26 protein-coding genes are annotated in these 22,321 nt (G+C 68.3%); 17 read left to right on the top strand and 9 right to left on the bottom strand.

The window, feature by feature from the left end; translation table 11 throughout:
- Positions 1-24 precede the first annotated feature (24 nt).
- The 4 genes from FY251_RS03390 (at position 25) to FY251_RS03405 (ending at position 3,157) form a co-directional block, all read left to right on the top strand.
- Positions 25-618, top strand: coding sequence for a hypothetical protein (locus tag FY251_RS03390; protein WP_148413443.1), 594 nt, complete (start codon positions 25-27; stop codon positions 616-618).
- Between the two features lie 180 nt (positions 619-798).
- Positions 799-1,179, top strand: a complete 381-nt coding sequence (locus tag FY251_RS03395) for a hypothetical protein (RefSeq protein ID WP_148413444.1) — start codon at positions 799-801, stop codon at positions 1,177-1,179.
- An 89-nt stretch (positions 1,180-1,268) separates the two neighbouring features.
- Positions 1,269-1,754, top strand: coding sequence for a dihydrofolate reductase HdrA (hdrA, locus tag FY251_RS03400; RefSeq protein ID WP_148413445.1), 486 nt, complete (start codon positions 1,269-1,271; stop codon positions 1,752-1,754).
- A 98-nt stretch (positions 1,755-1,852) separates the two neighbouring features.
- Positions 1,853-3,157 (top strand): MFS transporter, encoded by a 1,305-nt coding sequence (locus FY251_RS03405; RefSeq protein ID WP_148413446.1) that lies wholly within the window; start codon positions 1,853-1,855, stop codon positions 3,155-3,157.
- Here the strand turns inward: FY251_RS03405 and FY251_RS03410 are convergent.
- The 5 genes from FY251_RS03410 to FY251_RS03430 form a co-directional block, all read right to left on the bottom strand.
- The gene (locus FY251_RS03410; RefSeq protein WP_148413447.1) at positions 3,154-4,251 is read right to left on the bottom strand and encodes a glycosyltransferase family 4 protein; all 1,098 of its coding nucleotides are present in this window, start codon (positions 4,249-4,251) and stop codon (positions 3,154-3,156) included. The genes FY251_RS03405 and FY251_RS03410 overlap by 4 nt on opposite strands.
- Position 4,252: 1 nt before the next feature.
- On the bottom strand, positions 4,253-4,630 hold the full coding sequence (locus tag FY251_RS03415; RefSeq protein ID WP_042663854.1) for a 6-carboxytetrahydropterin synthase: 378 nt from the start codon (positions 4,628-4,630) through the stop codon (positions 4,253-4,255).
- A 6-nt stretch (positions 4,631-4,636) separates the two neighbouring features.
- Positions 4,637-5,635 (bottom strand): zinc-binding dehydrogenase, encoded by a 999-nt coding sequence (locus tag FY251_RS03420; RefSeq protein WP_148413448.1) that lies wholly within the window; start codon positions 5,633-5,635, stop codon positions 4,637-4,639.
- 3 nt (positions 5,636-5,638) lie between these two features.
- Positions 5,639-6,424, bottom strand: coding sequence for a GTP cyclohydrolase III (locus tag FY251_RS03425; RefSeq protein WP_148413449.1), 786 nt, complete (start codon positions 6,422-6,424; stop codon positions 5,639-5,641).
- Between the two features lie 72 nt (positions 6,425-6,496).
- Positions 6,497-6,751, bottom strand: coding sequence for a hypothetical protein (locus tag FY251_RS03430; RefSeq protein WP_148413450.1), 255 nt, complete (start codon positions 6,749-6,751; stop codon positions 6,497-6,499).
- 78 nt (positions 6,752-6,829) lie between these two features.
- On the opposite strand from FY251_RS03430, the gene FY251_RS03435 reads away from it, so the two are divergent.
- The 3 genes from FY251_RS03435 (at position 6,830) to FY251_RS23020 (ending at position 8,530) form a co-directional block, all read left to right on the top strand.
- Positions 6,830-7,612, top strand: a complete 783-nt coding sequence (locus FY251_RS03435) for an HAD-IIA family hydrolase (RefSeq protein WP_148413451.1) — start codon at positions 6,830-6,832, stop codon at positions 7,610-7,612.
- Between the two features lie 108 nt (positions 7,613-7,720).
- Complete coding sequence (locus FY251_RS03440; protein WP_148413452.1) at positions 7,721-8,317, top strand: DJ-1/PfpI family protein; 597 nt, start codon at positions 7,721-7,723, stop codon at positions 8,315-8,317.
- A gap of 78 nt (positions 8,318-8,395) precedes the next feature.
- Entirely contained in the window at positions 8,396-8,530 is a 135-nt protein-coding gene (locus FY251_RS23020; protein WP_004968055.1) for a hypothetical protein, read from the top strand.
- 101 nt (positions 8,531-8,631) lie between these two features.
- Here FY251_RS23020 and FY251_RS03445 read toward each other — a convergent pair whose 3' ends face one another.
- Together FY251_RS03445 and FY251_RS03450 are read right to left on the bottom strand one after the other, a co-directional pair.
- Positions 8,632-9,030, bottom strand: coding sequence for an OsmC family protein (locus FY251_RS03445; protein ID WP_148413453.1), 399 nt, complete (start codon positions 9,028-9,030; stop codon positions 8,632-8,634).
- Between the two features lie 104 nt (positions 9,031-9,134).
- Positions 9,135-9,851 (bottom strand): metal-dependent hydrolase, encoded by a 717-nt coding sequence (locus FY251_RS03450; RefSeq protein WP_148413454.1) that lies wholly within the window; start codon positions 9,849-9,851, stop codon positions 9,135-9,137.
- Positions 9,852-10,182: 331 nt separating this feature from the next.
- Between FY251_RS03450 and FY251_RS03455 the strand changes: the two genes are divergently transcribed.
- From FY251_RS03455 to tpiA, 10 genes are all read left to right on the top strand, one after another.
- Positions 10,183-10,914 carry a fumarylacetoacetate hydrolase family protein gene (locus FY251_RS03455; protein ID WP_148413455.1) on the top strand — a complete coding sequence of 244 codons (732 nt, stop codon included), beginning with the start codon at positions 10,183-10,185 and terminating at the stop codon, positions 10,912-10,914.
- 176 nt (positions 10,915-11,090) lie between these two features.
- Complete coding sequence (locus FY251_RS03460) at positions 11,091-11,717, top strand: gluconate 2-dehydrogenase subunit 3 family protein (RefSeq protein WP_148413456.1); 627 nt, start codon at positions 11,091-11,093, stop codon at positions 11,715-11,717.
- On the top strand, positions 11,710-13,290 hold the full coding sequence (locus FY251_RS03465) for a GMC family oxidoreductase (protein ID WP_148413457.1): 1,581 nt from the start codon (positions 11,710-11,712) through the stop codon (positions 13,288-13,290). The genes FY251_RS03460 and FY251_RS03465 overlap by 8 nt, the downstream gene beginning before the upstream one ends.
- Positions 13,291-13,368: 78 nt before the next feature.
- The gene (hisC, locus tag FY251_RS03470) at positions 13,369-14,454 is read left to right on the top strand and encodes a histidinol-phosphate transaminase (protein ID WP_148413458.1); all 1,086 of its coding nucleotides are present in this window, start codon (positions 13,369-13,371) and stop codon (positions 14,452-14,454) included.
- Positions 14,451-14,960, top strand: coding sequence for an adenylate kinase family protein (locus tag FY251_RS03475; protein ID WP_148413459.1), 510 nt, complete (start codon positions 14,451-14,453; stop codon positions 14,958-14,960). Before hisC ends, FY251_RS03475 begins: the two co-directional genes overlap by 4 nt.
- On the top strand, positions 14,957-15,559 hold the full coding sequence (locus FY251_RS03480; RefSeq protein WP_148413460.1) for a CDP-alcohol phosphatidyltransferase family protein: 603 nt from the start codon (positions 14,957-14,959) through the stop codon (positions 15,557-15,559). Before FY251_RS03475 ends, FY251_RS03480 begins: the two co-directional genes overlap by 4 nt.
- A 195-nt stretch (positions 15,560-15,754) precedes the next feature.
- On the top strand, positions 15,755-17,152 hold the full coding sequence (locus tag FY251_RS03485) for a PAS domain-containing sensor histidine kinase (protein WP_148413461.1): 1,398 nt from the start codon (positions 15,755-15,757) through the stop codon (positions 17,150-17,152).
- Between the two features lie 55 nt (positions 17,153-17,207).
- Entirely contained in the window at positions 17,208-17,645 is a 438-nt protein-coding gene (locus FY251_RS03490; protein ID WP_148413462.1) for a hypothetical protein, read from the top strand.
- Positions 17,646-17,730: 85 nt separating this feature from the next.
- The gene (locus FY251_RS03495) at positions 17,731-18,255 is read left to right on the top strand and encodes a multiprotein bridging factor aMBF1 (protein ID WP_148413463.1); all 525 of its coding nucleotides are present in this window, start codon (positions 17,731-17,733) and stop codon (positions 18,253-18,255) included.
- A 155-nt stretch (positions 18,256-18,410) separates the two neighbouring features.
- Positions 18,411-19,055 (top strand): triose-phosphate isomerase, encoded by a 645-nt coding sequence (gene tpiA, locus FY251_RS03500; protein WP_148413464.1) that lies wholly within the window; start codon positions 18,411-18,413, stop codon positions 19,053-19,055.
- A gap of 54 nt (positions 19,056-19,109) precedes the next feature.
- Here the strand turns inward: tpiA and FY251_RS03505 are convergent, their stop codons facing one another.
- Positions 19,110-20,870 (bottom strand): ATP-binding protein, encoded by a 1,761-nt coding sequence (locus FY251_RS03505; RefSeq protein ID WP_148413465.1) that lies wholly within the window; start codon positions 20,868-20,870, stop codon positions 19,110-19,112.
- A gap of 63 nt (positions 20,871-20,933) precedes the next feature.
- A complete protein-coding gene (gene dinB / locus FY251_RS03510; protein WP_148413466.1) occupies positions 20,934-22,250 on the bottom strand; it encodes a DNA polymerase IV in 1,317 nt (438 codons plus the stop codon).
- Positions 22,251-22,321: the final 71 nt, after the last annotated feature.

The raw sequence follows: 22,321 nt of genomic DNA on the forward strand, positions 1-22,321 counted from the left end.
AATTATAGTTGATATATCTAACCTATGCTCGGCATACAGCTTCCAGTTGTTCTTACATCACTCTTAGCGGCGGCTTTTGCGTTTGTGTTCAACCTCGGTGTCAACTGGATTGTTAGAAAGTGGAATAAAACCAAAGAGGTTCGAGATTGGTACCAGCAAATGATAACACTCTGTGAGAGAGTGAATGCTACAGTTGATCTTGCTCAGTCAATGAAAGAATTCGACCAAAAGGGACTGTCAGAAATATATGATGATGTTAATGTGAAGGATGTGGCCCGAGAATCTATTGAGGATGATGTTTCTGAAGATGTGATGGATCAGATCGCAAAGGAAGTTGAAGATGAGATTGCGGAGGAAATATTAGAAACTTCCAATAATAAACTCGTTAGTGATTTTAGAGAGTCCTTTGTCTCAATTAGACAACACATGGTGGGCCGTCCAAGAAAAATTGAATCTGAACCAGAAGGCGTAGACCAATTGATGGGTTCTCTTTGGGGATTGCAGGTTACACACGAGTTAGAAATAGAAATGGATATTGCTGGGAGAGACCTCAAAGAACAAACATCAAATATCATTAAGCAGTGTGAATCTGAGATAGAGCGGAACCGGATCTTGTAACACCAATAGCTTGTCCTAATAAGAACTTAGAACCAACGCGCCGTCACGGCGGAGGTCCCGCGACTCCTTCTCCATGCGTCGCAATCTCTGTCGCTCCTCTAAAAAGAATTAGCGTTCAATCCGGAAGAAATTACCACAAAAATACCAATTGATTATAGCCACTCGGGGTGATGGCGCGGTATGGTACGGGACACAGCGCATCGACTCGCCGAGTACCTGAGCAGGCGAATCGGCGACGGACTCCGAACGGTCGTCATCGCGGCCGACGACGACTACGAACTGGAATACATCCGCGACGACCTCTCGGAGCAGTACACCGAACGGACGCTGACGGAGGCCGTCTCCGACCTCAGAGTCGAGACGCCGTTCGCAACTCCCGGTGCCGACTCGCATCCGGCCGGCGAGCGCCGCGCCGTCGTCTACTACTACGAGAACGCGTTCGTCCTGCAGTTTCCCTTCTCCGAGGCGGAGCGAATCATCATCAGCATCGGAACCGACGCCGGGGCGGACCTCTTGGGATTCATCGAGGACTGCCGGCGCATCGTCGACCGGAGCGACTGAGTGCCGGTCGGTCGGTGTCGGGCGCTGACACCGCGGGACGACACCGCCGCTGCACAACGATTTTCTCTCCCGCGCCCGAGGGAAGAGTGATGGAACTCGTCTCTGTCGCCGCGCTCGCCGAGAACCGCGTCATCGGCCGCGACGGCGAACTCCCGTGGCCGAGCATTCCCGCCGACAAGGAGCAGTACCGCGCCCGCATCGCCGACGACCCGGTCGTGCTCGGCCGGACGACGTTCGAATCGATGCTCGACGACCTGCCGGGGAGCGCCCAAATCGTCATGAGTCGAAGCGAGCGGTCCTTCGCGGTCGACACCGCCCGCCGCGCCGCGAGCGTCGAGGACGCGGTCGACATCGCGGAGTCGCTGGGCGCGGAAACGGCCTACGTCATCGGCGGCGCGGCCATCTACGCGCTGTTCCAGCCGCACCTCGACCGGATGGTGCTGAGTCGCGTCCCCGGTGAGTACGAGGGCGACGCGTTCTATCCCGAGTGGGACGACGACGAGTGGGAACTCGACGCCGCGACCGACTACGAGGGCTTCACGCTCCAAGAGTGGGTCCGGGCCGACCGCGACTGAGGTCGAGGCAACGCCCGCACGGCCGGCGTCCGCGTACCTCGCGGCGAGGGTCGCTGGGGCGCGTAGCTTGATACGTCGGAGGGCCGTAGCGGGCGACGATGCGCCCGAACGTCGACACGCGGATTCTCGCGCTCGCGCTGGCCCGGATGGTCGACGCCCTCGCGAACTCGTTTCTGGTCGTCGTCCTCCCGTTGTACATCGGGAGCCAACTGGTGTCGATGCCGTCGTTCGTCGGGACGACGCTCCCGCTCGGCCCCGTCGAGTTGCCCCTCTCGACCGAGCTCCTCATCGGCGTCGTGCTCTCGCTTTTCGGCTTTCTCAACAGTTTGAGCCAGCCGTTCACGGGGTCGCTGTCGGACCGCACGGGTCGGCGGCGGGTCTTTCTTCTGACCGGCCTTGCGCTCGTCGCCGTCGGGAGCGCCGGCTACCTCGTGTTCACGGACTACGGCTCGATACTCGTCATGCGCGCGTTGCAGGGCATCGGCGCGGCGTTTACCATCCCGGTCACGGTGGCGCTCGTGAACGAACTCTCCGGGGAAGACGAACGCGGCGGCAACTTCGGCCTGTTCAACACCTTCCGACTGCTCGGCTTCGGGACCGGCCCGCTCGTCGCCGGCGGGGTCGTCACCGCCGGTCCCTACTCGGTCGCCGGCGTTGCGCTCTCCGGCTTCGACGCCGCGTTCCTCGTCGCCGTCGTCGGCGCGGCGGTCAGCTTCGTCCTCATCGTACTGCTCATCGAGGACCCCGAGCGGACCGACAGCGAGGCGACCGACGACATCTCGCTTTCGGTGCGGAACCCAGACGGGTCAGGCCTCGACCCGGTGTTCGCCCTCGGCGTCGCCACCGTCGTGATGGCGCTGAGCATCGCCATGTACGCCCCGCTGGCCAACGTCATCAACGAGCGCCTCGACCAGGGGACGTTCCTGTTTTCGGTGCAGTTCGGCGCGACGGTCCTCGCCAACGTGGTCTTCCAGTACCCCATCGGCCGGCTGAGCGACCGCTACGGGCGGCGGCCGTTCCTCGTCGGCGGCTTCGTCCTCCTGTTGCCGACGACGCTCGCACAGGGGTTCGTCCAGACGCCGGGGCTGATGATTCTCGCGCGGTTCCTGCAGGGCGTCGCGGTCGCGGCCGTCTTCGCCCCCTCGCTCGCCCTCGCGGGCGACCTCGCCAAGGCGGGCCAGTCGGGGTCGACGCTCTCGATTCTCACGATGGGGTTCGGCCTCGGCGTCGCCATCGGCGCGCTGTTCTCGGGCGTCCTCGTCGGCTTCGGCTTCGCGGTCCCCTTCGTGGCCGCGACGGCGCTCGGCGCGGTCGGGCTCCTCCTCGTTTACACGCAGGTCGGAGAAACCGTCGATGTCGACGGCGGTGGCGGCGGTGGCAGTCCCGCGCCCGCCGGCGGCTAATCGCGGTTCGGGTGCGACGCCGCGTCCGCATCCCCAACGATATCGAGCAGGAACGAGCGAATCGTCGCCGCCGTCTCGTCCCACGTCGGGTGCGCGAGGAATCGGTCGCGGGCCGAAAGCGAAAGCGACTGCAGTCGCCGCCGATTCCGACACAGCGGGGCCACCGCGTCGGTGATCTCGGCCGAGTCGGTCGGGTCGACGAGGAAGCCGTTCTCGCGGTGCGCGACGAGTTCGCCCGCGCCGCCGGCCGACGAGACGAGCGCCGGGAGGCCGAACCCCATCGCCTCGACCGCGGCGATGCCGAACCCCTCGTAGTGCGAGGGGAGCGCGAACAGGTGGGACTCCCGGAGCGTCGCCGCGAGGTCGGCGTCCGAGAGCCGGCCCGCGAAGGTCACGCGGTCGTCGATGCCGCGGTCGACGGCGAGCGTCGAGAGGGAGTCAGCGTAATCGCCGTCGACCGGCGCGCCGACGACGGTTAGCTCCCAGTCGCCGCGGACGCGGGCGAGGCCGCGGAGCAGGCCGTCGACGTTCTTCCGCGGTTCGAGGTTGCAGACCGTGACGATTCGGAGCGGGCCGTCGGCGGCGCGCGCCCGTATCTCGTCGTCGCCGAGGGGCGCGCCGAACGACGAAAAGCGGTCGCCGGCCGGGTGCGCCACGACGCTCGGTTCGGGGTCGGTGACGGCCGCAACCGTCCGTTTCGTCGTCTCGCTGTTGAACACGAACGCGTCCACAGAGCGCAGGTAGCGACGCTCGACCGCGCGGCGGGCGTGTCGTCGCCACGGCCGCAGCGGCTCCCGCGAGTGGAGGTGGTGGACGACCGAGACGACCGGGACGTCGTCGTCGAGCAGGGCGTTCGCGCCGACGAGCGAGGGGTGACACAGTTCGTCCTGTAGGAGCACGTCGGCGTCGAGACCGCGGAGGCGGCGGACGGCGGTGAGGTTGTCTCGGAGTCTCGTTCGGTACGGCCGCTCGGGGAGCGAGACGACGGTCACGTCGTCGCCGGCGGCGCGGAGTCCGCGGACGAGTTCGGAGTCGTAGCGATAGCCGCCGGAGCGACCGTCGAGCGGGCCGTAGACGACGAGTCCGACGCGCACGTCAGAGCGGGGTCTCGTAGGTCGCGCTCGCCACGTCGTCCTCCCAGACGCGGACGGAGACGTGTTGGGGGGCGTCGAGGGACGCCGCCTCGACGAACCGCTCGCACACCTCGCGGGCGAACCGCTCGACGCTCGGGTTCTCCCCCGCGAACTCCACGAGCTCGTTCATCGTCTCGTCGCGGTAGCGGGACAGCGTCGCGTCCAGCGCGGCCTTCACGTCGTCGATGTCGACGAGGTAGCCGTACTCGTCGAGCTCCGGCCCCGAGAGTTCGACCTCGACGGTGAACGCGTGGGAGTGCAGCTCACCCTCCGGGCCGGGGTTCGGAACCGTCAGGTAGTGCTGGGCGATGAGGTCCCTGCGGACCGAGACGCGGTACATGAACTGTCAACAGTTCCGGTAGGTAAAGAGGATTTGGACGGCCTCGTCGGGGGCGTCTTCGAGGAGTCGGTAGGCCCGCGCGGCTTCGTCGACGTCGATTCGATGGGTCACGAGCGGGTCGAGCGGGAGGTCTTCGAGGTGGTCCCACGCCAACGAAAAGCGGCGGTCGGCGTCCCAGCGCCCGCGGAGGTCGGGGTCGATGGTGCTGACCTGACTGCTCTCGACGCTGATGCGCGAGCGGTGAAATCGCCCGCCGAGGTCGAGCGTGGCGGGTTTCGTGCCGTACCACGACCCGACGACGACCCGACCGTCGTACCGCGTCACCGACAGGGCGTCGTCGAGCGCGTCGGGGTCGCCCGAGAGTTCGAGCGTCAGGTCGGCCCCGTCTGCGGGCGCGTCCAGCGACTCGGGGTGGACGGCCTCGTCGGCACCGAGGCCCTCGGCGATGGCCCGGCGCTCGGCCACGCAGTCGACCGCGGTCAGGCTGCCGAGCGGGAACGCCGCGAGGAGCGCGGTAGTCACGAGGCCGACGACGCCCTGTCCGAAGACGACGACGTGCTCGCCGATGAGCGGCCGGCCGTCCATCACGAAGTTGAGCGCGGTCTCCATCGTCGGCAGGAGGGCGGCGCGCTCGTCGGGCACGTCGTCGGGGACGGTGATGAGTTCCGAGGGAGCGGCGAGAAACCGGCTCTCGTGGGGGTTGAACGCGAAGACGCGGCTCCCTATCCGCGAGTCGGGGACGTCGTCGCCGACGGCCTCGATTTCGCCGACGGCGGCGTAGCCGTAGCGGAGCGGAAACGAGAGGTCGCCGTCGAGCGCCGCGATTGACGCGTCGGCTTCGAGGTCGGTCGGGGCCTCGCCGCGGTAAACGAGCCGTTCGGTCCCGGAACTCACGGCGGAGGTCAGGGTGCGGACCCGGACCTCGCCGGGCCCGGGTGCGGGGACGTCGCGCTCGCGGACCTCGACGCGTTCGGGGGCCACGAAGTAGACCGCGCGACCCTCCATCGCTCAGTCGTCTGCGGTCTCGACGGCGGCGTCGGCGAACTCGACGGTCGTGCCGCGGTGGCGGCAGTCTTCGAGCGCGTGCTTCGCCGCGAAGCCGGCCTCGTGGGCGTTCGACGCCGTGCCGACGCCGACTTTGAGCTCCACGTCCGCTTCGGCCTCGACGTGGGCGATAGCGTCGCGGTACTGGTCTTCTGTGAGGTCGGGCGTGACCGAGATGATGTTGTCGCCGCCGACGAAAAACGACAGCGCGCCGTGTTCCTCGCGGAGGTGGCGCATGAGCGACGCGTAGCCCTGTTCGATGTGGATGAACGTGTCGAACTCGTTGAGGCGGTCGGTGTACTTGCCCGTCGCGTCGTTCACGTCGAAGTGCGCGATTTGGAGGTCGGTTCCCGTGCGGTCGGCGTCCGCGAGCGTCTCTCCGGAGAGCACTTCGCGGCGGTCGCCGTCCTGTGCGCTCCCGACGCGCTGGATGCGGTCGGTGGCGCGTTCGAGCGCGACCGCGGGCGACCGGTCGACGCCGATGCCGAGACTGAGCGTCACGGGATAGCGGTTCGCGATAGACTCCTGCAGCAGTTCGTGGTCGTCGCGGTCGAGCCCGTTCGTGACCGCGACCATGTTGTCGAACCGGGTGAAAAACGCGTACCCGTCGCGAGCGCCGACGAACTGGGCCAAGTCGGCGAAGAGCCGCGACTGGAGCGTCTGGAGGTCCATCTCCCGCCGCGGGTCCGGAGTGACCGTCCACGGCCCGTAGTTGTCGATTTGGACGAGTGTCAGCTGCGTGTTCGTCACGGTAGACGAGTGGGGCGACGCGCATATTGGTCTTTGGTTCTGTGACGGTCCCGCCGCAACCCCGGAGACGGTTCAGCCCTCCGACTCCCGGAGCGTCCGGCTGGCGACGACGTCGAGGGCCGCCCACGTCGCGAGCCACACGCCGACCGACAGGAGGAGGAGGGCCGTCGTCGACAGCAACGGGCCGACGACGGAGACCGTGGCCACGATGGAGTAGGTCAGAAACACCGCGACCATCGCGGTCACGAGCCCGTAGACGCCGATGGGGCTGTTGCCGGTCGCCGGGCCGCGGAGCCACCCGACCAGCCGCTTCGAAGAGACATCCATACAGTGACATATGCCACCGTGGAACATAACGATTCTCTCGGGCGAACGTTCAACAGCCCCGGTTCCCTACCGAGGACGATGGACTACAGAGGAGTGGTTCTCGACGTCGACGGAACCGTCGTCCGCGGTGACGAAGCGATCCCGGGCGCGCTCGACGGCCTCGCCGCCGTCGACGCCGTCGGGCTCGACCGGCTGTTCGTCTCGAACAACCCGACGAAAGCGCCCGTCGCCTACGAGGCGCGGCTCCGTCGGGCCGGCATCGACGCGACCGCCGACGAAGTCGTCACCTCCGGCACGACCACCACGGCGTACCTCGCCGACAGACATCCCGGCGCGCGGACCTTCTGCATCGGCGAGTCGGGCTTCCGCGACCAGCTTCGAGACGCCGGCCTCGAACTCGTCGGGCCGGGCGACGGGCCCGAAGTCGTCGTCGTCGCCATCGACCGCGAGTTCGACTACGACGACCTCCGCGACGCCAACCGCGCGCTCCGGTCCGGGGCCGCCTTCTACGGCACCGACCCCGACGTCATCATCCCCACAGCCGACGGCGACATCCCCGGGTCGGGCGCGATTATCAACGCCGTCGCGGGCGTCGCCGAGCGCGACCCCGACGCGATTCTCGGCAAGCCCTCGCGGGTCGCCCAGGAGTACGTCCTCGACAGACTCGGCCTGCCGCCCGAGGAGGTGCTCATCGTCGGCGACCGCCTCGACACCGACATCGCGTTCGGCCTCGACGCGGGTATGGGGACCGCGCTGGTCCGAACCGGCGTGACCGACGACGCGGCCCTCGCGGCGAGCGACTACGAACCCGACTTCGTCCTCGACGGCCTCGGCGACATCGGGCGCATCGTCTCGAAATAGGCGGCGTCAGCCGCTCTCGCGGCCAGACCTTGACGCCGGTGCCGTCGCTCTCTCCTCCTGCACAATCATTATCGTTCTGACGCGACAACTACTGGTCGGGTGAAGCCCATGTCCGGAAAGAAAATTCTGCTCCTCGCCGGCGACTTCGTCGAGGACTACGAGATTATGGTACCGTTTCAGGCGCTCCAGATGGTCGGCCACGAGGTCCACGCGGTGTGTCCCGAAAAGGAGGACGGCGACCGGTGTAAGACCGCCGTCCACGACTTCCGCGGCGACCAGACGTATCTGGAGACCCGCGGTCACGACTTCGCGCTGAACGCGACGTTCGCCGACGTGGACCCCGCCGACTACGACGCGCTCGTCGTCCCCGGCGGTCGCGCGCCGGAGTACCTCCGCGGCTACGACGAGGTGCTGGACGCCGTCCGGCACTTCTTCGACGAGGGGAAGCCGGTCGCCGCAATCTGCCACGGCCCGCAGATTCTCGCCGCCGCGGGCGTCCTCGACGGCTACGAGATGACCGCCTACCCCGCCGTCCGCGCGGAGGTCGAACGCGCGGGCTGTTCGTGGGTCGACGAGGTGACCGTAGACGGCAACCTCGTCACCGGACAGGCGTGGCCCGACCACCCCGAGTGGCTGGCGGCGTTCCTCGACGTGCTCGGCACCGACATCAGCCACGAACCGGCCGCCGCGGCCGCCGACGACTGATTCGCCGAACGGCTCACACGATATCGCGTGTGAGAATGTCTGACAAAGATTTTTATTAGGGGCGACGAAGGGAGTGGTATGGAAGAGCCGAACAGCCCGTACTTCCGCGAACAGGTCGACGACGTCGTCGAATCGGACCCCCAAGACCGCGAGGTTATCATCGTGGAAGGCGAGGCTATGAGTCTTCGAAGCTATAAGAAGCGCCGCTACTGATCCGGCGGGCGCGGTTCAGCGTCCGCCGCGACACCCGTCGCTGGCGGCGTCGATTTCTGCGAAAAGAATGGATACGTGTCGGCGCGAGCCGCGAGCGACGCTTAGAACGCGTCGCCGACGACGGTCACGTCGGCCTGCAGCTCGTCGCGGAGCGCGTCGTGGACGTGGCAAATGTCCTCGGCGAGGTCCGTGATCTCGGCGAACTCGTCGTCCGAGAGGTCGGACTCCACGTAGACGTCGAAGCTGATGCGCGTGAGGTCGTCGCCGTCGTCGAGGTCGGCGTCGGCGTCGATCTGGACCTTACCGAGGTCGTCGAAGCCCGTCTTCTGACCGCCGACGCGGAACGCGGGGAGGAAACAGGAGGCGTACGTCGCGACGAGCGCGGCGTTCGGGTTCGGTCCCGTCTCGTCGGTGGCGTCGATCTGGAGGTCGAAGTCGCCGACCTGGCTCGTGCATGCGAAACCGTCCTCGCTGACAGTAGAGGTCTGGATGTCGGACATTCATTCCGAGGAAAGGAGCGACCGACCCTAAAAGTTCCTCAATAGGACAACGGTGTGCACAAGCGCCGACCCCAAAACGGGTCGCCGCCGACCGGGGGCCGGGGTTATTCGAGCGTGAACGATGCGTCGCCGTCGAGGGCGTGGACCTCGGCCTGACTGCCGGCGGCTTTCACCTCGCGCTCGAAGTCGCGCACGTCGATTTCGATGGCCGGGAACGTGTCGTAGTGCATCGGGAACACGTGGTCGACGCCGAGCCAGTCGGCGGCGACTGCGCCCTGCCACGGCCCCATGGTGTAGTGGTCGCCGACCGGGAGCGCGGCCGCGTCGGGTTCGAAGTAGGCACCGAAAATCTCGCGCATGTCGGTCATGAGTCCCGTGTCGCCGGCGTGGTAGAACGTCGTCGACTCGTCGTCGGACTCCTGTGTCGGCACCGTGTCGCTGATCATGTAGCCGCCGGGCATCCCGGCCTCGTGCTCGTAGCCGGTGTTGATGCCGTTGGTGTGGTCGGCGCGGACCATCGTGACGAACGCGTCGCCGAGTTCGACCGTCCCGCCGATGTTCATCCCGATGGTGTCGTCGACGCCCATTTCGGCTTCGACGTAGCCGGTGACCTCGGGCGTGCCGACGACCGTCGCGCCGTCGAACTCGCCTGCGTGGGCGATGTGGTCCGCGTGCCCGTGGGTGAGAAGCACGTAGTCCGGCGTCTCCACGTCGCTCGGGTCGAGTGACGTGGCGGGGTTGTCGAAGAAGGGGTCGATGAGAAGCGAGGTGTCTCCGACCGTGACGTACCACGTCGAGTGACCGTGCCAGGTGAGTTCCATAGCACTCGGTTGTTACATGCGAAATACACAAAAAGTTATTCGCAGGGGGCGGTGTGACCGCTTTTCGGCGGGCGCGCTCGTCGGCGAGTCGCGGCGAGGCTCGTCGGGTTTTTCGCGGCGACGGCCGGTGAAACGGGCCCGCCGCTCTCGCGTCGATTTCGACAGTAAAATCGGCCGCCGGAGTCCACTCGAACGAACTGTCCGGGGCGGCCGATACACGTCCGTCATCCCACGACTACAAAAGCGATGAGAATCGTGCAAGAATGTCTCACGTCACCGGCCGTCTCGCGCGATGTAAAAACCTATCACGCCCCCCGCCGACGCGTGGGGCATGCATCACGTTCGATTCCGCGACCCCGCGGGCGCAGTGCGAACCGGCGAGTGGCACGGCGATTCCGTCTCCTTCGGCGGCGAGCGCTACGACCTCGACGAGGTCGAGGTGCTTCCGCCGTGCGAGCCGTCGAAAATCGTCTGCATCGGCCGCAACTACGCCAAGCACGCCGAGGAGCGCGACGAGGAGGTCCCCGACCGGCCGCTTCTGTTCCTCAAGCCGCCGAACGCGGTCGCCGGCCACGGCGACACCGTGGCGCTCCCCGCGGGCAAGGAGAACGTCGAACACGAGGCCGAACTCGCGGTCGTCATCGGCGAGCAGTGCCGGAACGTCGCGCCCGAGGACGCCGAGGGCGTCATCGCGGGCTACACGGTCATGAACGACGTGTCCAACCGCGACGACCAGGACATCGAGACGAACTGGGTCCGCGGGAAGGCGTTCGACGGCTCCGCCCCGCTCGGGCCGGTCCTCGCCGACCCCGACCACCTCCCCGACGACGCGAGCATCTCGCTCCGCGTGAACGGCGAGACGCGACAGGACTCCAGCATCGAACACCTCATCTTCTCGATTCCCGACCTCGTCGCCGAAATCACGACCTACATGACGCTCGAAGCCGGCGACGTCATCTCGACCGGAACGCCCGAGGGCGTCGGCCCGCTGGAAGACGGCGACACCGTCGAGGTCGAAGTCGAGGGCGTCGGCGTCCTCGAACACGACGTGCGACAGGACTGAGCGCGACCGGCATCCCGTTTTTTCATCGCCGAGTCACAACCCGACCGTATGCGCGTCCCTCGAATGACACTCGTCGGCGTCGCGATACTCGCACTCAGCGCCGTCGCGGGCGTCGTTCTCGACCGCGCGGGGTGAGAGGACAAACCCTATAATTAGGCTGACCTAATTCCCGCCGAATGCGACTGACGCGACGGGACGCGCTGGCCGTGCTCGCCGGACTCGGCGTCACCGGCGGGGCCGTCTCGCTGACGCAGTTCGACCCGCCGACCGCCGATTCGACAGGTGGGCGCGGCGGAGACAGCGGTGACGCCGGTGACGGCGGCGACACCCCGCCGACCGCGGTGCGCGAGACGATGGTCGCCGCCGGCGAGGTGGTCTACCCGAGCGCCGTCGAAGGAATCCCCGAGTTCGTCGAGACCTACGTCATCGGCCGCGCCCGCGACGACGTGCGCCGGGATGCGATGGTCGACGCCGCGACCGAGTTGGACGGCGTGGCCCGCGACTGGGAGGGCGCGGCCTTCGCCGACCTGCCGGCGGCCGACCGCGACCGCCTGCTCCGCGAACTCGGCGTCAACACCGCCGACCCGGTTCCGGACGGAACGCTCTCCGAGCGCCTCCGGTTTCACGTCGTGAACGAACTGCTGTACGCCTTCTACGCCTCGCCGACCGGCGGCCGCCTCGTCGGCATCGAGAACCCCATCGGCCACCCCGGCGGGGCCGAGAGCTACCGGCGGGCGACGATGGCCGGAGACGAGACTGCCGAGGATGACGGGACGGCTGGCTCGGGGGGAGACGATGGATAGAACCCCCGTCACAGACGCCGACGTGTGTATCGTCGGTGCCGGGCCCGCCGGCGGTATCGTGGCCCATCGCCTCGCCGAGTCGGGGGCGACGGTCGTCGTCCTCGAAGCCGGGCCGCGGTTCGACGGCGACAGGCGGGAGCAGTTGGAACAGCACATCCGCCCCGGCCTCGGCGGCCCGTGGGAGATGGGCGGCCCGCGGGACGCGTTTTCCTCCTCGGGCGAGTCGTTCTACCCGCTGAACGCCGCCCGCGTGAAGGGCGTCGGCGGGTCGACGCTCCACTGGCAGGGGATGGTGATGCGCCTCCACGAGCGCGACTTCGAACTCGAATCCAGACACGGCGTCGGGGTCGACTGGCCCGTCGGCTACGACGACCTCCGGCCGCACTACGCCGCCGCGGAGCGCGAACTGGGCGTCGCCGGCGCGGCCGACAACCCCTACGCGCCGCCGCGGGAGCAACCTCACCCGCTTCCCGCCTTCCGGCCGTCGCACTCCGATTCCATCTTCGCCGAGGCCTGCGAGCGCCTCGAAATCGACATGCACTCGGTGGGCAACGCCCGCAACTCCGAACCCTACGACGACCGGTCGCCCTGCGTCGGCTACGGGACGTGTAAGCCGGTCTGTCCCTCCGGCGCGAAGTACACCGCCGAGTCACACGTCGAGAAGGCCGAAGCGTCGGGCGCGCGGGTCATCGACCGGGCGCGGGTCCGGCGACTCGAACACGACGCGGCCGGCGAGCGCGTCGTCGCCGCGACCTACACGACGCCCGACGGCGAGACCCACAGACAGGAGGCGACCCAGTTCGTCCTCGCCTGCGGCGGCGTCGAGAACGTCAGACTGCTCCTGCTTTCGGAGTCCGACCGCTATCCCGACGGCCTCGCCAACTCCTCGGGGGCGGTCGGTCGGTACTTCATGGACCACCTGTTCGCCGGGGCGGGCGGCCGCCTCGACCGACCGACGCGACAGAACCACGTCGGCTTCAACACCAGCGAGTGCCACCAGTTCTACGACGACGCCGACCCGGTCAACGGCCTCAAACTGGAGTTTCTCAACTACGCCGGCCCGTCGCCGGTCATCGACGCCCTCCACGCCGACACGTGGGGCGACGACCTGCGCGACCAGTTGGACGAGCGCTACGGGACGCACGTCTCGATGGGCGCGCTGGTCGAACAGCTCCCCCGCGAGGACAACTACGTCGGCCTCGACCGGGAGACGACCGACGACCTCGGCGACCCCGTCCCCGAGATACACTGGTCGGTCGACGAGCGGACGAGGGCCGCCCTCTCGCGGGCCAACGAGATTCAGACGCGAGTGCTGGACGAACTCGGCGTCGAGGACCGCTGGACCGTCGGCCCCGACGAGACCGGGCCCGCGTACCACCACATGGGCACGACGCGGATGGGCGACGACCCCGAATCGAGCGTCGTCGACGCCGACTGCCGCGCCCACGACCTCGACAACCTCTGGATTTCGGGGTCGAGCGTCTTCCCGACCGGCGGCGCGATGAACCCGACGCTCACCATCGCGGCGCTCTCCCTCCGGCTCGCCGAGTCGCTCCGGGCCGAACTCGGGTGACGGCCGTCGGCGCGTCCGGTCCGTCTGCGCCGACCCGGAGTACGCACGCTTAAGAACCGCGACCCGCATTTTCCGACCATGCAACCACGGGACCTCTCCGCGCACGCTCCCTACGTACCCGGCCGCGGGACAGAGGAGGTCGCCCGCGAACTCGGGATGGACCCCGAGGACCTGACGAAACTCTCCTCGAACGAGAACCCCCACGGCCCGAGCCCGAAGGCGGTCGCCGCCATCGAGGACGCCGCGCCGACCGTGAGCGTCTACCCGAAGACCGCCCACACGGACCTGACCGAACGCCTCGCCGACAAGTGGGGCCTCGAATCCGAACAGGTGTGGGTGTCGCCCGGGGCCGACGGCTCCATCGACTACCTGACCCGCGCGATGCTCGAACCGGACGACCGGATTCTCGAACCGTCGCCCGGCTTCTCGTACTACTCGATGAGCGCCCGCTACCACCACGGCGACGCCGTCCAGTACGAGGTGTCGAAGGGCGACGACTTCGAACAGACCGCCGACCTCGTCCTCGACGCCTACGACGGCGAGCGCATGGTCTACCTCACGACGCCGCACAACCCCACCGGCTCCGTGTTCCCCCGCGACGAACTCGTCGAACTCGGCGAGTCCGTCGAGGACCACACGCTCCTCGTCGTCGACGAGGCCTACGGCGAGTTCGCCGAGGAGCCGTCGGCCATCGACCTCCTCTCGGAGTACGACAACATCGCGGTCCTGCGGACGTTCTCGAAGGCGTACGGGCTGGCCGGCCTCCGAATCGGCTACGCCTGCGTGCCCGAGGCGTGGGGCGACGCCTACGCCCGCGTGAACACGCCGTTCGCCGCCAGCGAGCTCGCCTGCCGCGCCGCGCTCGCCGCGCTCGACGACGAGGACCACGTCGAGAAATCCGTCGAGTCGGCCCGGTGGTCCCGCGAGTACCTCCGCGAGCACCTCGACTCGCCGACGTGGGAAAGCGAGGGCAACTTCGTCCTCGTCGAGGTCGGCGACGCCACCGCCGTCACCGAGGCCGCCCAGCGCGAGGGCGTCATCGTCCGCGACTGCGGGAGCTTCGGCCTGCCGGAGTGCATCCGCGTCTCCTGCGGCACGGAAGCACAGACCAAACGCGCCGTCGACGTGCTCAATCGCATCGTCTCGGAGGTGCCGCCGGCGTGAGAGTCGTCGTCACCGGCACGCCCGGCACCGGCAAGACCACGGCGACAGAACGCGTCGCCGACGACCTCGACCTCGACGTGGTCCACCTCAACCGGCTCGTCAAGGACGAGGGGCTGTGGACCGAGCGCGACGAGGACCGCGACACGCTCGTCGTCGACCTCGACGCCGCCCGCGACCACCTCGGCGACTGGGACGGCGTCGTCGAGAGCCACCTCGCACACCACTTCGAGGCCGACCGCGTGGTCGTGCTTCGCTGTCGCCCCGATATCCTCGAACAGCGACTCCTCGACCGCGGCGAGTCCGAGGCGAAGGCGCGCGAGAACCGCGAATCCGAGGCGCTGGACGTGATTCTCGGTGAGGCCGTCGAGTTCCACGGCGAGGACGCGGTGTACGAAATCGACACGACCGACCGCGACCCCGACGCCGTCGCCGACGACATCGCGGCGGTCGTCGCGGGCGAGCGCGAACCCTCGGCGGGAACCGTCGACTTCATCGACTACCTATGACGCTCGACCAGTACCGCGACACCGCCGACAAACTGCTCGCCCCGTTCGTCTCCGTCGCCGACGCCGCCGGTCTCTCGCCGAACGGCGTGAGCGTCGTCGCCTTCGGGTTCGCCGTCGCCGCCGGCGTCGCCTTCGGCCTCGCCGACCCGCTTTGGTACGGCCTCGGCGCGGTGTTCGTCTTCTGTAACGGCTGGCTCGACCTCGTCGACGGCGCGCTCGCCCGCGAGCAGGGCGTCTCCTCGAAGGCCGGCGACCTGCTCGACCACGTGCTCGACCGCTACGCCGACATCGTCGTCCTCGTTGGTCTCGCCGCCGGTATCGACTCGTTCGCGCTGGGCCTCGCCGCCGTCACGGGCGTCCTCATGACCTCCTACCTCGGCACGCAGATTCAGGCGGTCGGGCTCGGCCGCGCCTACGGCGGCCTCGTCGGCCGCGCCGACCGACTGGCGCTCATGGGTCTCGTCGGCCTCGCGGCCGCCGTCTACCCCGATTCGGTCGGCGGGCTGACGCTCGTCGGCTGGCTCCTCGTGTTCTTCGCCGTCGTGGGTCACCTCACCGCGGTCCAGCGGTTCTGGGGCGCGTGGAGCGACTTGACGTAACCCGACCGACTGCCCGAGGATGTTGCCCGGGAACGCGGATTTATGTATTTCAGATCACCATCTGAGAACGAATTGAATGATGCACAACTGCGCAGTATACTCTCATATACTCGCGCAATCTCACCGCGCGTCCCCACGATGCCCGTTTTCTCTAACCGACGGTGAGCGCCCGCGGCGCTCGGCTCTCCTCAGGTGATGTTCGTCCTCGACGCGGCGGGAACCGTGGTCCGCGCGAGCGACGAGTTCGCGGCGCATCTCGGCGCGGACGCAGCGGCGCTCCGCGGACGGCCGTTCTCCGAGTTCGTCGCCGACGGAGACTGGCCGGAGGTTCGCGGGACGCTCGACGCCGTGCGAGCGGCGAGCGGGTGGGAGAGCCGGCGGTGTCGCTGTCGGCTCTCGGGGGGCGGCGGGGCGGCGGCTCCGGCCACCGAAGCCGAAGTCGAAATCGCGTTCGCCCCGTCCCGCGGGGGCGACGGCGGCGGAGACGGCGAACGCCCCAAATCCGGCACGAACCGGGTGGTCGGCGCGGTGCGCCGCGAGACCGCGGAACCGACGACCGAGCGACTACACACCGAGCGCGACCGCTTCGACCACCTGTTCGACCTCATCGACGACGCCGTCATCGAGTTCGAAATCGTCGGCATCGAGCCGGTCGTGCGGGCGGTTAACCCGGGGTTCGAGTCCGTCTTCGGCTACGACGCCGACGAGGTTCGCGGCGAGTCGCTCAACGACTTCATCGTCCCGCCGGACGCGGACGACGAGGCCGTCGACTTCGACCAGCGGACCGCCGACGGGAAGGCCAACCACGCCATCGTCACCCGGCAGACCGCGTGGGGAAGACGGGAGTTCCTCTACCGCGGCATCCCCTACAGCCGCGGCGACGGGAGGCGGTACGGCTTTTCCATCTATTCGGACATCACCGGCCAGCGCCGGGCCAGAGAGCACCTGCAGGTGCTCCAGCGCGTCCTCAGACACAACCTCCGAAACGAGATGAACGTCGTCCTCGGGATGGCCGAGGAGATACGCGAGGCGACGGCCGACCCGCGGGTCGGCCACGCCGCCGGGCGCATCGCCGACCACACGGAGACGCTCCTGCGGGTCAGCGAGAAGGCCCGAACCGCCGCCGCCGTCCTCGACGACCAACGGCCCGACGAGGCGGTCGACGCGACCGAAACGGTCCGCGCCGTCGTCGAGTCGCGGCGGCCCCGATGCCCCGCGGCGACGTTCGACCTCGACCTCCCGTCGTCGCTCCCGGTGTCCGTCGGGCCGAAACTCGCGCAGGCGCTCGCCAACGTCGTGGAGAACGCGCTCGAACACACCCCCGAGGACGTGACGGTCCGCATCGACGCGGAGCGACGCGAGAACGACGCGACGCTCCGGGTCAGCGACGACGGCGACGGCATCCCCGAAATCGAGTGGGCCGCCGTCTTCGGCGACGAGGATATCACGCAACTCAGCCACGGCTCCGGACTGGGGCTGTGGGTCGCCAAGTGGGTCGTCGAGTCCGCGGGCGGCCGGGTCGACTACGAGCGGCGCGACGGGTGGAGCACCGTCCGACTGACGCTCCCGCTGGCGGACGTGGGGCGGAGCTGACTGTCCCGAAACCCCCGCCAAAGATATTATTAGATGACACGAACGACGAGGATTCGTGCCCTCCATCGTTCCGTCGCCCGCGGAGGCGACGCTGTTTTTCGTCCCGGTCGTCGTCCTCGTCGCCACGTCGCTTTGGGTCTCGCAGAACGCCGCCGCCCGCGGCCACGGGTTCCCGAACCTCCTCGGGGCGCTCGTCGCCTTCGTTCCGGTCGGACTGGTCGCGTACCTGCTGTTTTTCGTCAGCGGGACGCCGAGACGCCGACCGCCGTCGAGGACCGAGCGCGCCGCGCTCGCCGTGATGCTCGCCGGTGTCGCGTCGTACGCCGCCGGCGCGTTCACGCTCCCGCCCGACCCGTTCACGCAGGGGCGCTGGCTCATCGTCGCGTTCGTCGCGCTTCTGCCGGTCTCGTACCTCGTCGTTTATCGACGGGGCCACCGGGTCGTCACGGAACCGCTCCGACGGCAGGTCCGGCAGCGTCTCGGACGCGAGTGACGGGTCGTGGTTCGGTTGGTTCGGTCGCGTCGGGGGAGTGGCCGGTGGCGTGCCTTTTATACGCGGCGGGCGGGTACGTGAGTGTATGCCTCAGTGCGAGATGTGCGGCTCCGACCAAGCCTCTCTGAAGACTGTGAAGGTCGAAGGCGCAGAACTACAGCTGTGTGACGACTGCGCCGAGTTCGGCACGGAGGTCCGCACCGAGTCGACTTCCAGCGCGAGCACGAAGTACTCCACCTCCTCCTCGTCGGGCTCGGACTCCTCTCGCTCCTCGGGGTCGTCTTCCTCCTCCTCCTCGTCGAAGCGGCGTCGCCGCGACATGTTCGACGACATGGACGAAATCGCGACCGACTACGACGACCGCATCCGGCAGGCGCGGGAGTCCCGCGGGCTGAGCCAAGAAGAGCTCGCCCAGTCGCTCAACGAGAAGGCGAGCCTCATCCGCAAGCTCGAACGCGGCGACATCATGCCGCCGGACTCCGTCCGGAAGAAGATCGAACGCAAGCTCGACATTTCGCTCGTCGAAGGCGAGAGCGACGACGACTCCGAGTGGTCCGGCGGCGGCTCCACGACGACCACCCTCGGCGACGTCGTCAAGCGCAAGGACTGACGCGAGTCGGCGACTAGTTCCGCCGACCCGTCGCGGGAACCGCACGGCCGAGTCCCCGCGGAGTTTATCACGATTTTCCGCCCGCGAGACGCCGTCTCGTGGCAATCGCGGCCCCGAAAACCAATTTATTAGTCTCGCCGGGCCCGACTTCGCTTGTGTTCATCCTAGTCAACCTCAAGGCGTACCCGTGTGACCCCATCGAAGTCGCCACCGCCGCGCGCGACGTGGCCGAGGAATCCGGCGTCCGCATCGCCGTCTCCCCGCAGGCGGCCGACGTCTCCCGCGTCGCCGACACCGGCGTCGAGACGTGGGCCCAGCACGTCGACCCGAACGGCCACGGCAGCCACACCGGCAGCACCCTCGCCGAGGCCGTCGCCGAGGCCGGCGCGGTCGGCACGCTCATCAACCACTCCGAAAAGCGCCTGAAGCTCGCCGACATCGACGGCTCCGTGCAGGCCGCCGAGCGAGCGGGCCTCGAAACCTGCGTCTGCGCCAACAACCCCGCCCAGATCGGCGCGGTCTCCGCGCTCGGTCCCGACTCGGTCGCAGTCGAGCCGCCGGAGCTCATCGGCGGCGACGTCTCCGTCGCGACGGCCGACCCCGGCATCGTCACCGACGCCGTCGACGCCGCGGCCAACGTCGACGACGACGTGGACGTCTACTGCGGCGCGGGCATCTCGACCGGCGACGACGTAGTGACCGCCGAGGAACTCGGCGCGTCCGGCATCCTGCTGGCCTCCGGCGTCGCCAAGGCCGACGACCCGCGCGCGGCGCTCGAAGACCTCGTCTCCGGGCTGTAAGCGCGTCGAAAAAACACTCTGACTCCGGCCGACGGCCCGCGTCGCGTCTCGCGTCTACTCCCCGTCGGCCTCTTCTTCGACGAACGACGCCTCGATAGCCGCGACCGTCTCCCGGAGTTCGTCCTCGTCCAAGAGGTCCGCGTACTCGTCGCTCACGAGGTCGGGGAGCGCGTACTCGTACTTCCCGCGGCCGGCGTGCCGGATGAACCCCGCCCGGCGAAGCGACCGATTTCGCCCGTAGGCGAGGTGCTGGTCGCCGGTCTCGCCGGCGGCGACGTGGGCGGCGAGCGGGTCGGAGACGCCGCGCTCGCGGTAGTGCGCGAGCATCCCGTGGTGGGCGTCGCCCAGCGCGTCGACGATGGCCGTCATGCGTTCGACGACGTCCCGGCGGCTCTCCGCGCCCGGCGCGGGGTGGAGTTCCGCCGGCTCGAAGTCGCCCATCTCGGCGTCAGCCAGCCACGACTCGTCGTCGGTCGGCGCGGTCACGCCGCCCCCGTCGGCCGCGCCGTCGGCCGACGCCTCGCCGCCCTCGGAGAGCAGTCCGTGGGTCGGCCACGGCGGCCCGGAGGGCGCTTCGAGCGACCGCCGGGGTGGCGCGTCGTCCGCTTCTCCGGGGGTGGCATCGCCCCCTGCGGAGTCGGCGTCGGCCGCGGCGTCTGCCGCCTCACCCTCGGCACGCTCGTTGTACTCGCCGAGCGCGGCCTGCTTTTCGGTGGGGCGATTGAGGTTGCGACCGTCGCCGCCGCGGTAGGGCGACTCGGCCTTCTGGAACATCGCCTGCGCGAACTGGTCGGCCATCCGCGAGAGGTCCCGCGCCTCCTCTAACTCGCGTTCGAGCTGTCGAATCCGCGCCTCTTTCTTGTCTAGCTCCTGTCTGAGGTCGGCGATGCGGCTCTCCTGTCTCGCCTTCTCGTCGGATATCTCCTTGAGGTCCGACACGAGGTCGCCGTCGACTGACTTCAGGTCGGGGCGCTCGAAGTCGTCGAGCCCGGGCGTCGCGCCCGCGTCGAACGTCTGTTTCTTGTGGAACTGCACGCGCCGAATCGACTCGGACCAGTCGGTGACGAGAAAGCCCTCGCCGTTGCCCATGTCCTCGATGGCGTCGGCGTACTCCGAGCCGAGGATGCGCCCGACGACCTTGGTGTCGTTGCGCCAGGTGAGGCGGTGCCAGACGAGCCAGTCGCACTGGGTGATGAAGTCCTTTTTCACGTCGGCGGGGCGCTGGGAGATGCCGACGACGCCGAGGCCGTGTTTGCGCCCGCGCTTTCCGATTTTGATGAGCATCTTGCCCGCCTCGTCCATCCCGCCCTTCTCGGGGATGTACTCGTGGCACTCCTCGATGAGCATCAAAAACGGCTTCTTGAGCTTCTTCTCCTTCGCGAAGAGGTGTTTTGCGACCTCCGTCACCAGCTCGTCGGAGGCCGCGTCGTCGAGGTAGCCGGACACGTCGAGGATGATAGGGACGTTCTGTTCGAGCGCGAGCGTGGCGAGTCGCTCCGCGTGCTCGGGGCTCACCTGGATGTCGCACTCGTCGTCGGCCCCGGCGTGGAGCAGTTCGAACTCCTGTTTGAGGCCGTAGTACTCGCCGTCGGTATCGACGATGAGCACCGGGAAGTTCGCCGACAGCAAGTTCTCGATGATGACCGACGCCGTGTTCGACTTGCCCGAGCCGGACTTGCCCGTGACGAACCCCCGGCCGGTGAGGATGTCGACCACCGGCAGGTCGACTCTCGTCCCCGGTTCTTCGGTTCCCTCTCCCCCTGGTCCGTCGCTGATCTCGGCGACCGAGATGGTTTCCGTGTCCGAATCCGTCATCCGAGTTGGTGGACTCCCTCGGAGGCCATAGTTCCTCCCCCTCGCCCCGCCGGTCCCGCGGGGTCAGTCGAACTCGACGAGCGACGACTGGCCGCCGCGCGAGGGAGCCTCGCGGCCGGCCGGTGGCTCGTCGTCACCGTCGGCAGCGGCGCTCGCTTCGGTCTCGTCGCTGACGCGGCCGTCACCGTCTGCCCCGCCAGACCCGGCCGACTCCCAACCGTCGAGGCTCGACTGGTCGGCGTCCGCGAAGGAGAGCTTCGAGACGCGGACGCCGAGTTTTCTGACGGTCGTCTCCGCGAACTCGGCGTCGAGCAGGTCGAGCGCGACCGACTCGACGAGTTCGGGGTCGTCGACGGGGCCGGAAAGCGACGTGGCCCGCGTGTTGATGTCGAACGGCGGGACGACCACCTTGATACCGATGGTCCGGTACATCGCTCCGCGGGAGCGCGCGCGGTCGGCCACGTCGGCCGCGAGCGCGCGGACGACCTCCCGTTTGTCCTCGACGTCGTCGGTCGGCTCGGTGAACGCCGACTCCCGAGAGAGGCTCTTTGGCCGGCCCGTCGGCGTGACCGTCCGGTCGTCGTAGCCGCGGGCCCGCTCGTGGAGTTCGCGGCCGCGGGAGCCGAACTCGGCTTCGAGGGCCGAGGCGTCGGCCTCGGCGAGGTCGCCCGCCGTTTCGATGCCGAGCGAGCCGAGTTTCCGGGCCGTCACGGGACCGACACCGTGGACCTCCTCGACCGGGATGGGCGCGAGGAACGACCGCACCTCGCCGGGGCGGACGACGACCAGCCCGTCGGGTTTGTCGAAGTCGGAGGCGATCTTCGCGGTCGACATGTTCGGCGCGACGCCGATGGAGGCCGCGACGCCGACCTCGCGGGCGATGCGCTGTTTCACGTAGCGGGCGAAGCCCTCCGCCAGCGTCCGGTCGCCCGAGGCCGCGAGGTCCCACGCGGTCCGGTCGGTCACGTCGAGGTAGGCCTCGTCGATGCTCACCTCGCGGACCACGTCGGCGCAGTCGTGGAGAATCGCCTTCACGTCGGCGGCGACACTCTTGTAGAAGTCGAGGTCGACGGTGCGGTAGTGGCCCGCCGCCGCGGGGTCGTCGTCGGGGCCGAGGTCGTCGATTCGCGGGAGGCGTTCGAGCGCGGTCGAAATCGGCTGGGCGCTCTCGACGCCGAATTCGCGGGCCTCGTAGCTCGCCGTCGCGACCGCGCCGTGACCCTCGCCGGGTTCGTAGCCCATGCCGACGACGACCGGCTCGCCTTCGAGTTCGGGCTCGCGCAGGCGCTCGCAGGCGGCGTAAAAGCAGTCCATGTCCACGTGAAGGACGATGCTGTCGGGACCGTCGTCGGCCGTGCCCGGCAGCGTCTCCTCCGCCATAGTCGAGGGGACGGGCGCGACGCACCTGAAGCTTCAGATAGCGCGGCGAAAGTGAACGGACGAGGAAGGAC

The sequence above is a fragment of the Haloferax sp. KTX1 genome, from assembly GCF_902410085.1.
Taxonomy (GTDB): Archaea; Halobacteriota; Halobacteria; order Halobacteriales; family Haloferacaceae; genus Haloferax; species Haloferax massiliensis.

Coding starts and splice junctions, on each gene's coding strand:
- FY251_RS03445 (WP_148413453.1), bottom strand. CDS start 9,030: ATGTCCGACATCCAGACCTCTACTGTCAGCGAGGACGGTTTCGCATGC.
- dinB (WP_148413466.1), bottom strand. CDS start 22,250: ATGGCGGAGGAGACGCTGCCGGGCACGGCCGACGACGGTCCCGACAGC.
- FY251_RS03405 (WP_148413446.1), top strand. CDS start 1,853: ATGCGCCCGAACGTCGACACGCGGATTCTCGCGCTCGCGCTGGCCCGG.
- FY251_RS03415 (WP_042663854.1), bottom strand. CDS start 4,630: ATGTACCGCGTCTCGGTCCGCAGGGACCTCATCGCCCAGCACTACCTG.
- FY251_RS03450 (WP_148413454.1), bottom strand. CDS start 9,851: ATGGAACTCACCTGGCACGGTCACTCGACGTGGTACGTCACGGTCGGA.
- FY251_RS03480 (WP_148413460.1), top strand. CDS start 14,957: ATGACGCTCGACCAGTACCGCGACACCGCCGACAAACTGCTCGCCCCG.
- FY251_RS23020 (WP_004968055.1), top strand. CDS start 8,396: ATGGAAGAGCCGAACAGCCCGTACTTCCGCGAACAGGTCGACGACGTC.
- FY251_RS03420 (WP_148413448.1), bottom strand. CDS start 5,635: ATGGAGGGTCGCGCGGTCTACTTCGTGGCCCCCGAACGCGTCGAGGTC.
- FY251_RS03435 (WP_148413451.1), top strand. CDS start 6,830: ATGGACTACAGAGGAGTGGTTCTCGACGTCGACGGAACCGTCGTCCGC.
- hdrA (WP_148413445.1), top strand. CDS start 1,269: ATGGAACTCGTCTCTGTCGCCGCGCTCGCCGAGAACCGCGTCATCGGC.
- hisC (WP_148413458.1), top strand. CDS start 13,369: ATGCAACCACGGGACCTCTCCGCGCACGCTCCCTACGTACCCGGCCGC.
- FY251_RS03395 (WP_148413444.1), top strand. CDS start 799: ATGGTACGGGACACAGCGCATCGACTCGCCGAGTACCTGAGCAGGCGA.
- FY251_RS03455 (WP_148413455.1), top strand. CDS start 10,183: ATGCATCACGTTCGATTCCGCGACCCCGCGGGCGCAGTGCGAACCGGC.
- FY251_RS03390 (WP_148413443.1), top strand. CDS start 25: ATGCTCGGCATACAGCTTCCAGTTGTTCTTACATCACTCTTAGCGGCG.
- FY251_RS03495 (WP_148413463.1), top strand. CDS start 17,731: ATGCCTCAGTGCGAGATGTGCGGCTCCGACCAAGCCTCTCTGAAGACT.
- FY251_RS03505 (WP_148413465.1), bottom strand. CDS start 20,870: ATGACGGATTCGGACACGGAAACCATCTCGGTCGCCGAGATCAGCGAC.
- FY251_RS03430 (WP_148413450.1), bottom strand. CDS start 6,751: ATGGATGTCTCTTCGAAGCGGCTGGTCGGGTGGCTCCGCGGCCCGGCG.
- FY251_RS03465 (WP_148413457.1), top strand. CDS start 11,710: ATGGATAGAACCCCCGTCACAGACGCCGACGTGTGTATCGTCGGTGCC.
- FY251_RS03460 (WP_148413456.1), top strand. CDS start 11,091: ATGCGACTGACGCGACGGGACGCGCTGGCCGTGCTCGCCGGACTCGGC.
- FY251_RS03440 (WP_148413452.1), top strand. CDS start 7,721: ATGTCCGGAAAGAAAATTCTGCTCCTCGCCGGCGACTTCGTCGAGGAC.
- FY251_RS03485 (WP_148413461.1), top strand. CDS start 15,755: ATGTTCGTCCTCGACGCGGCGGGAACCGTGGTCCGCGCGAGCGACGAG.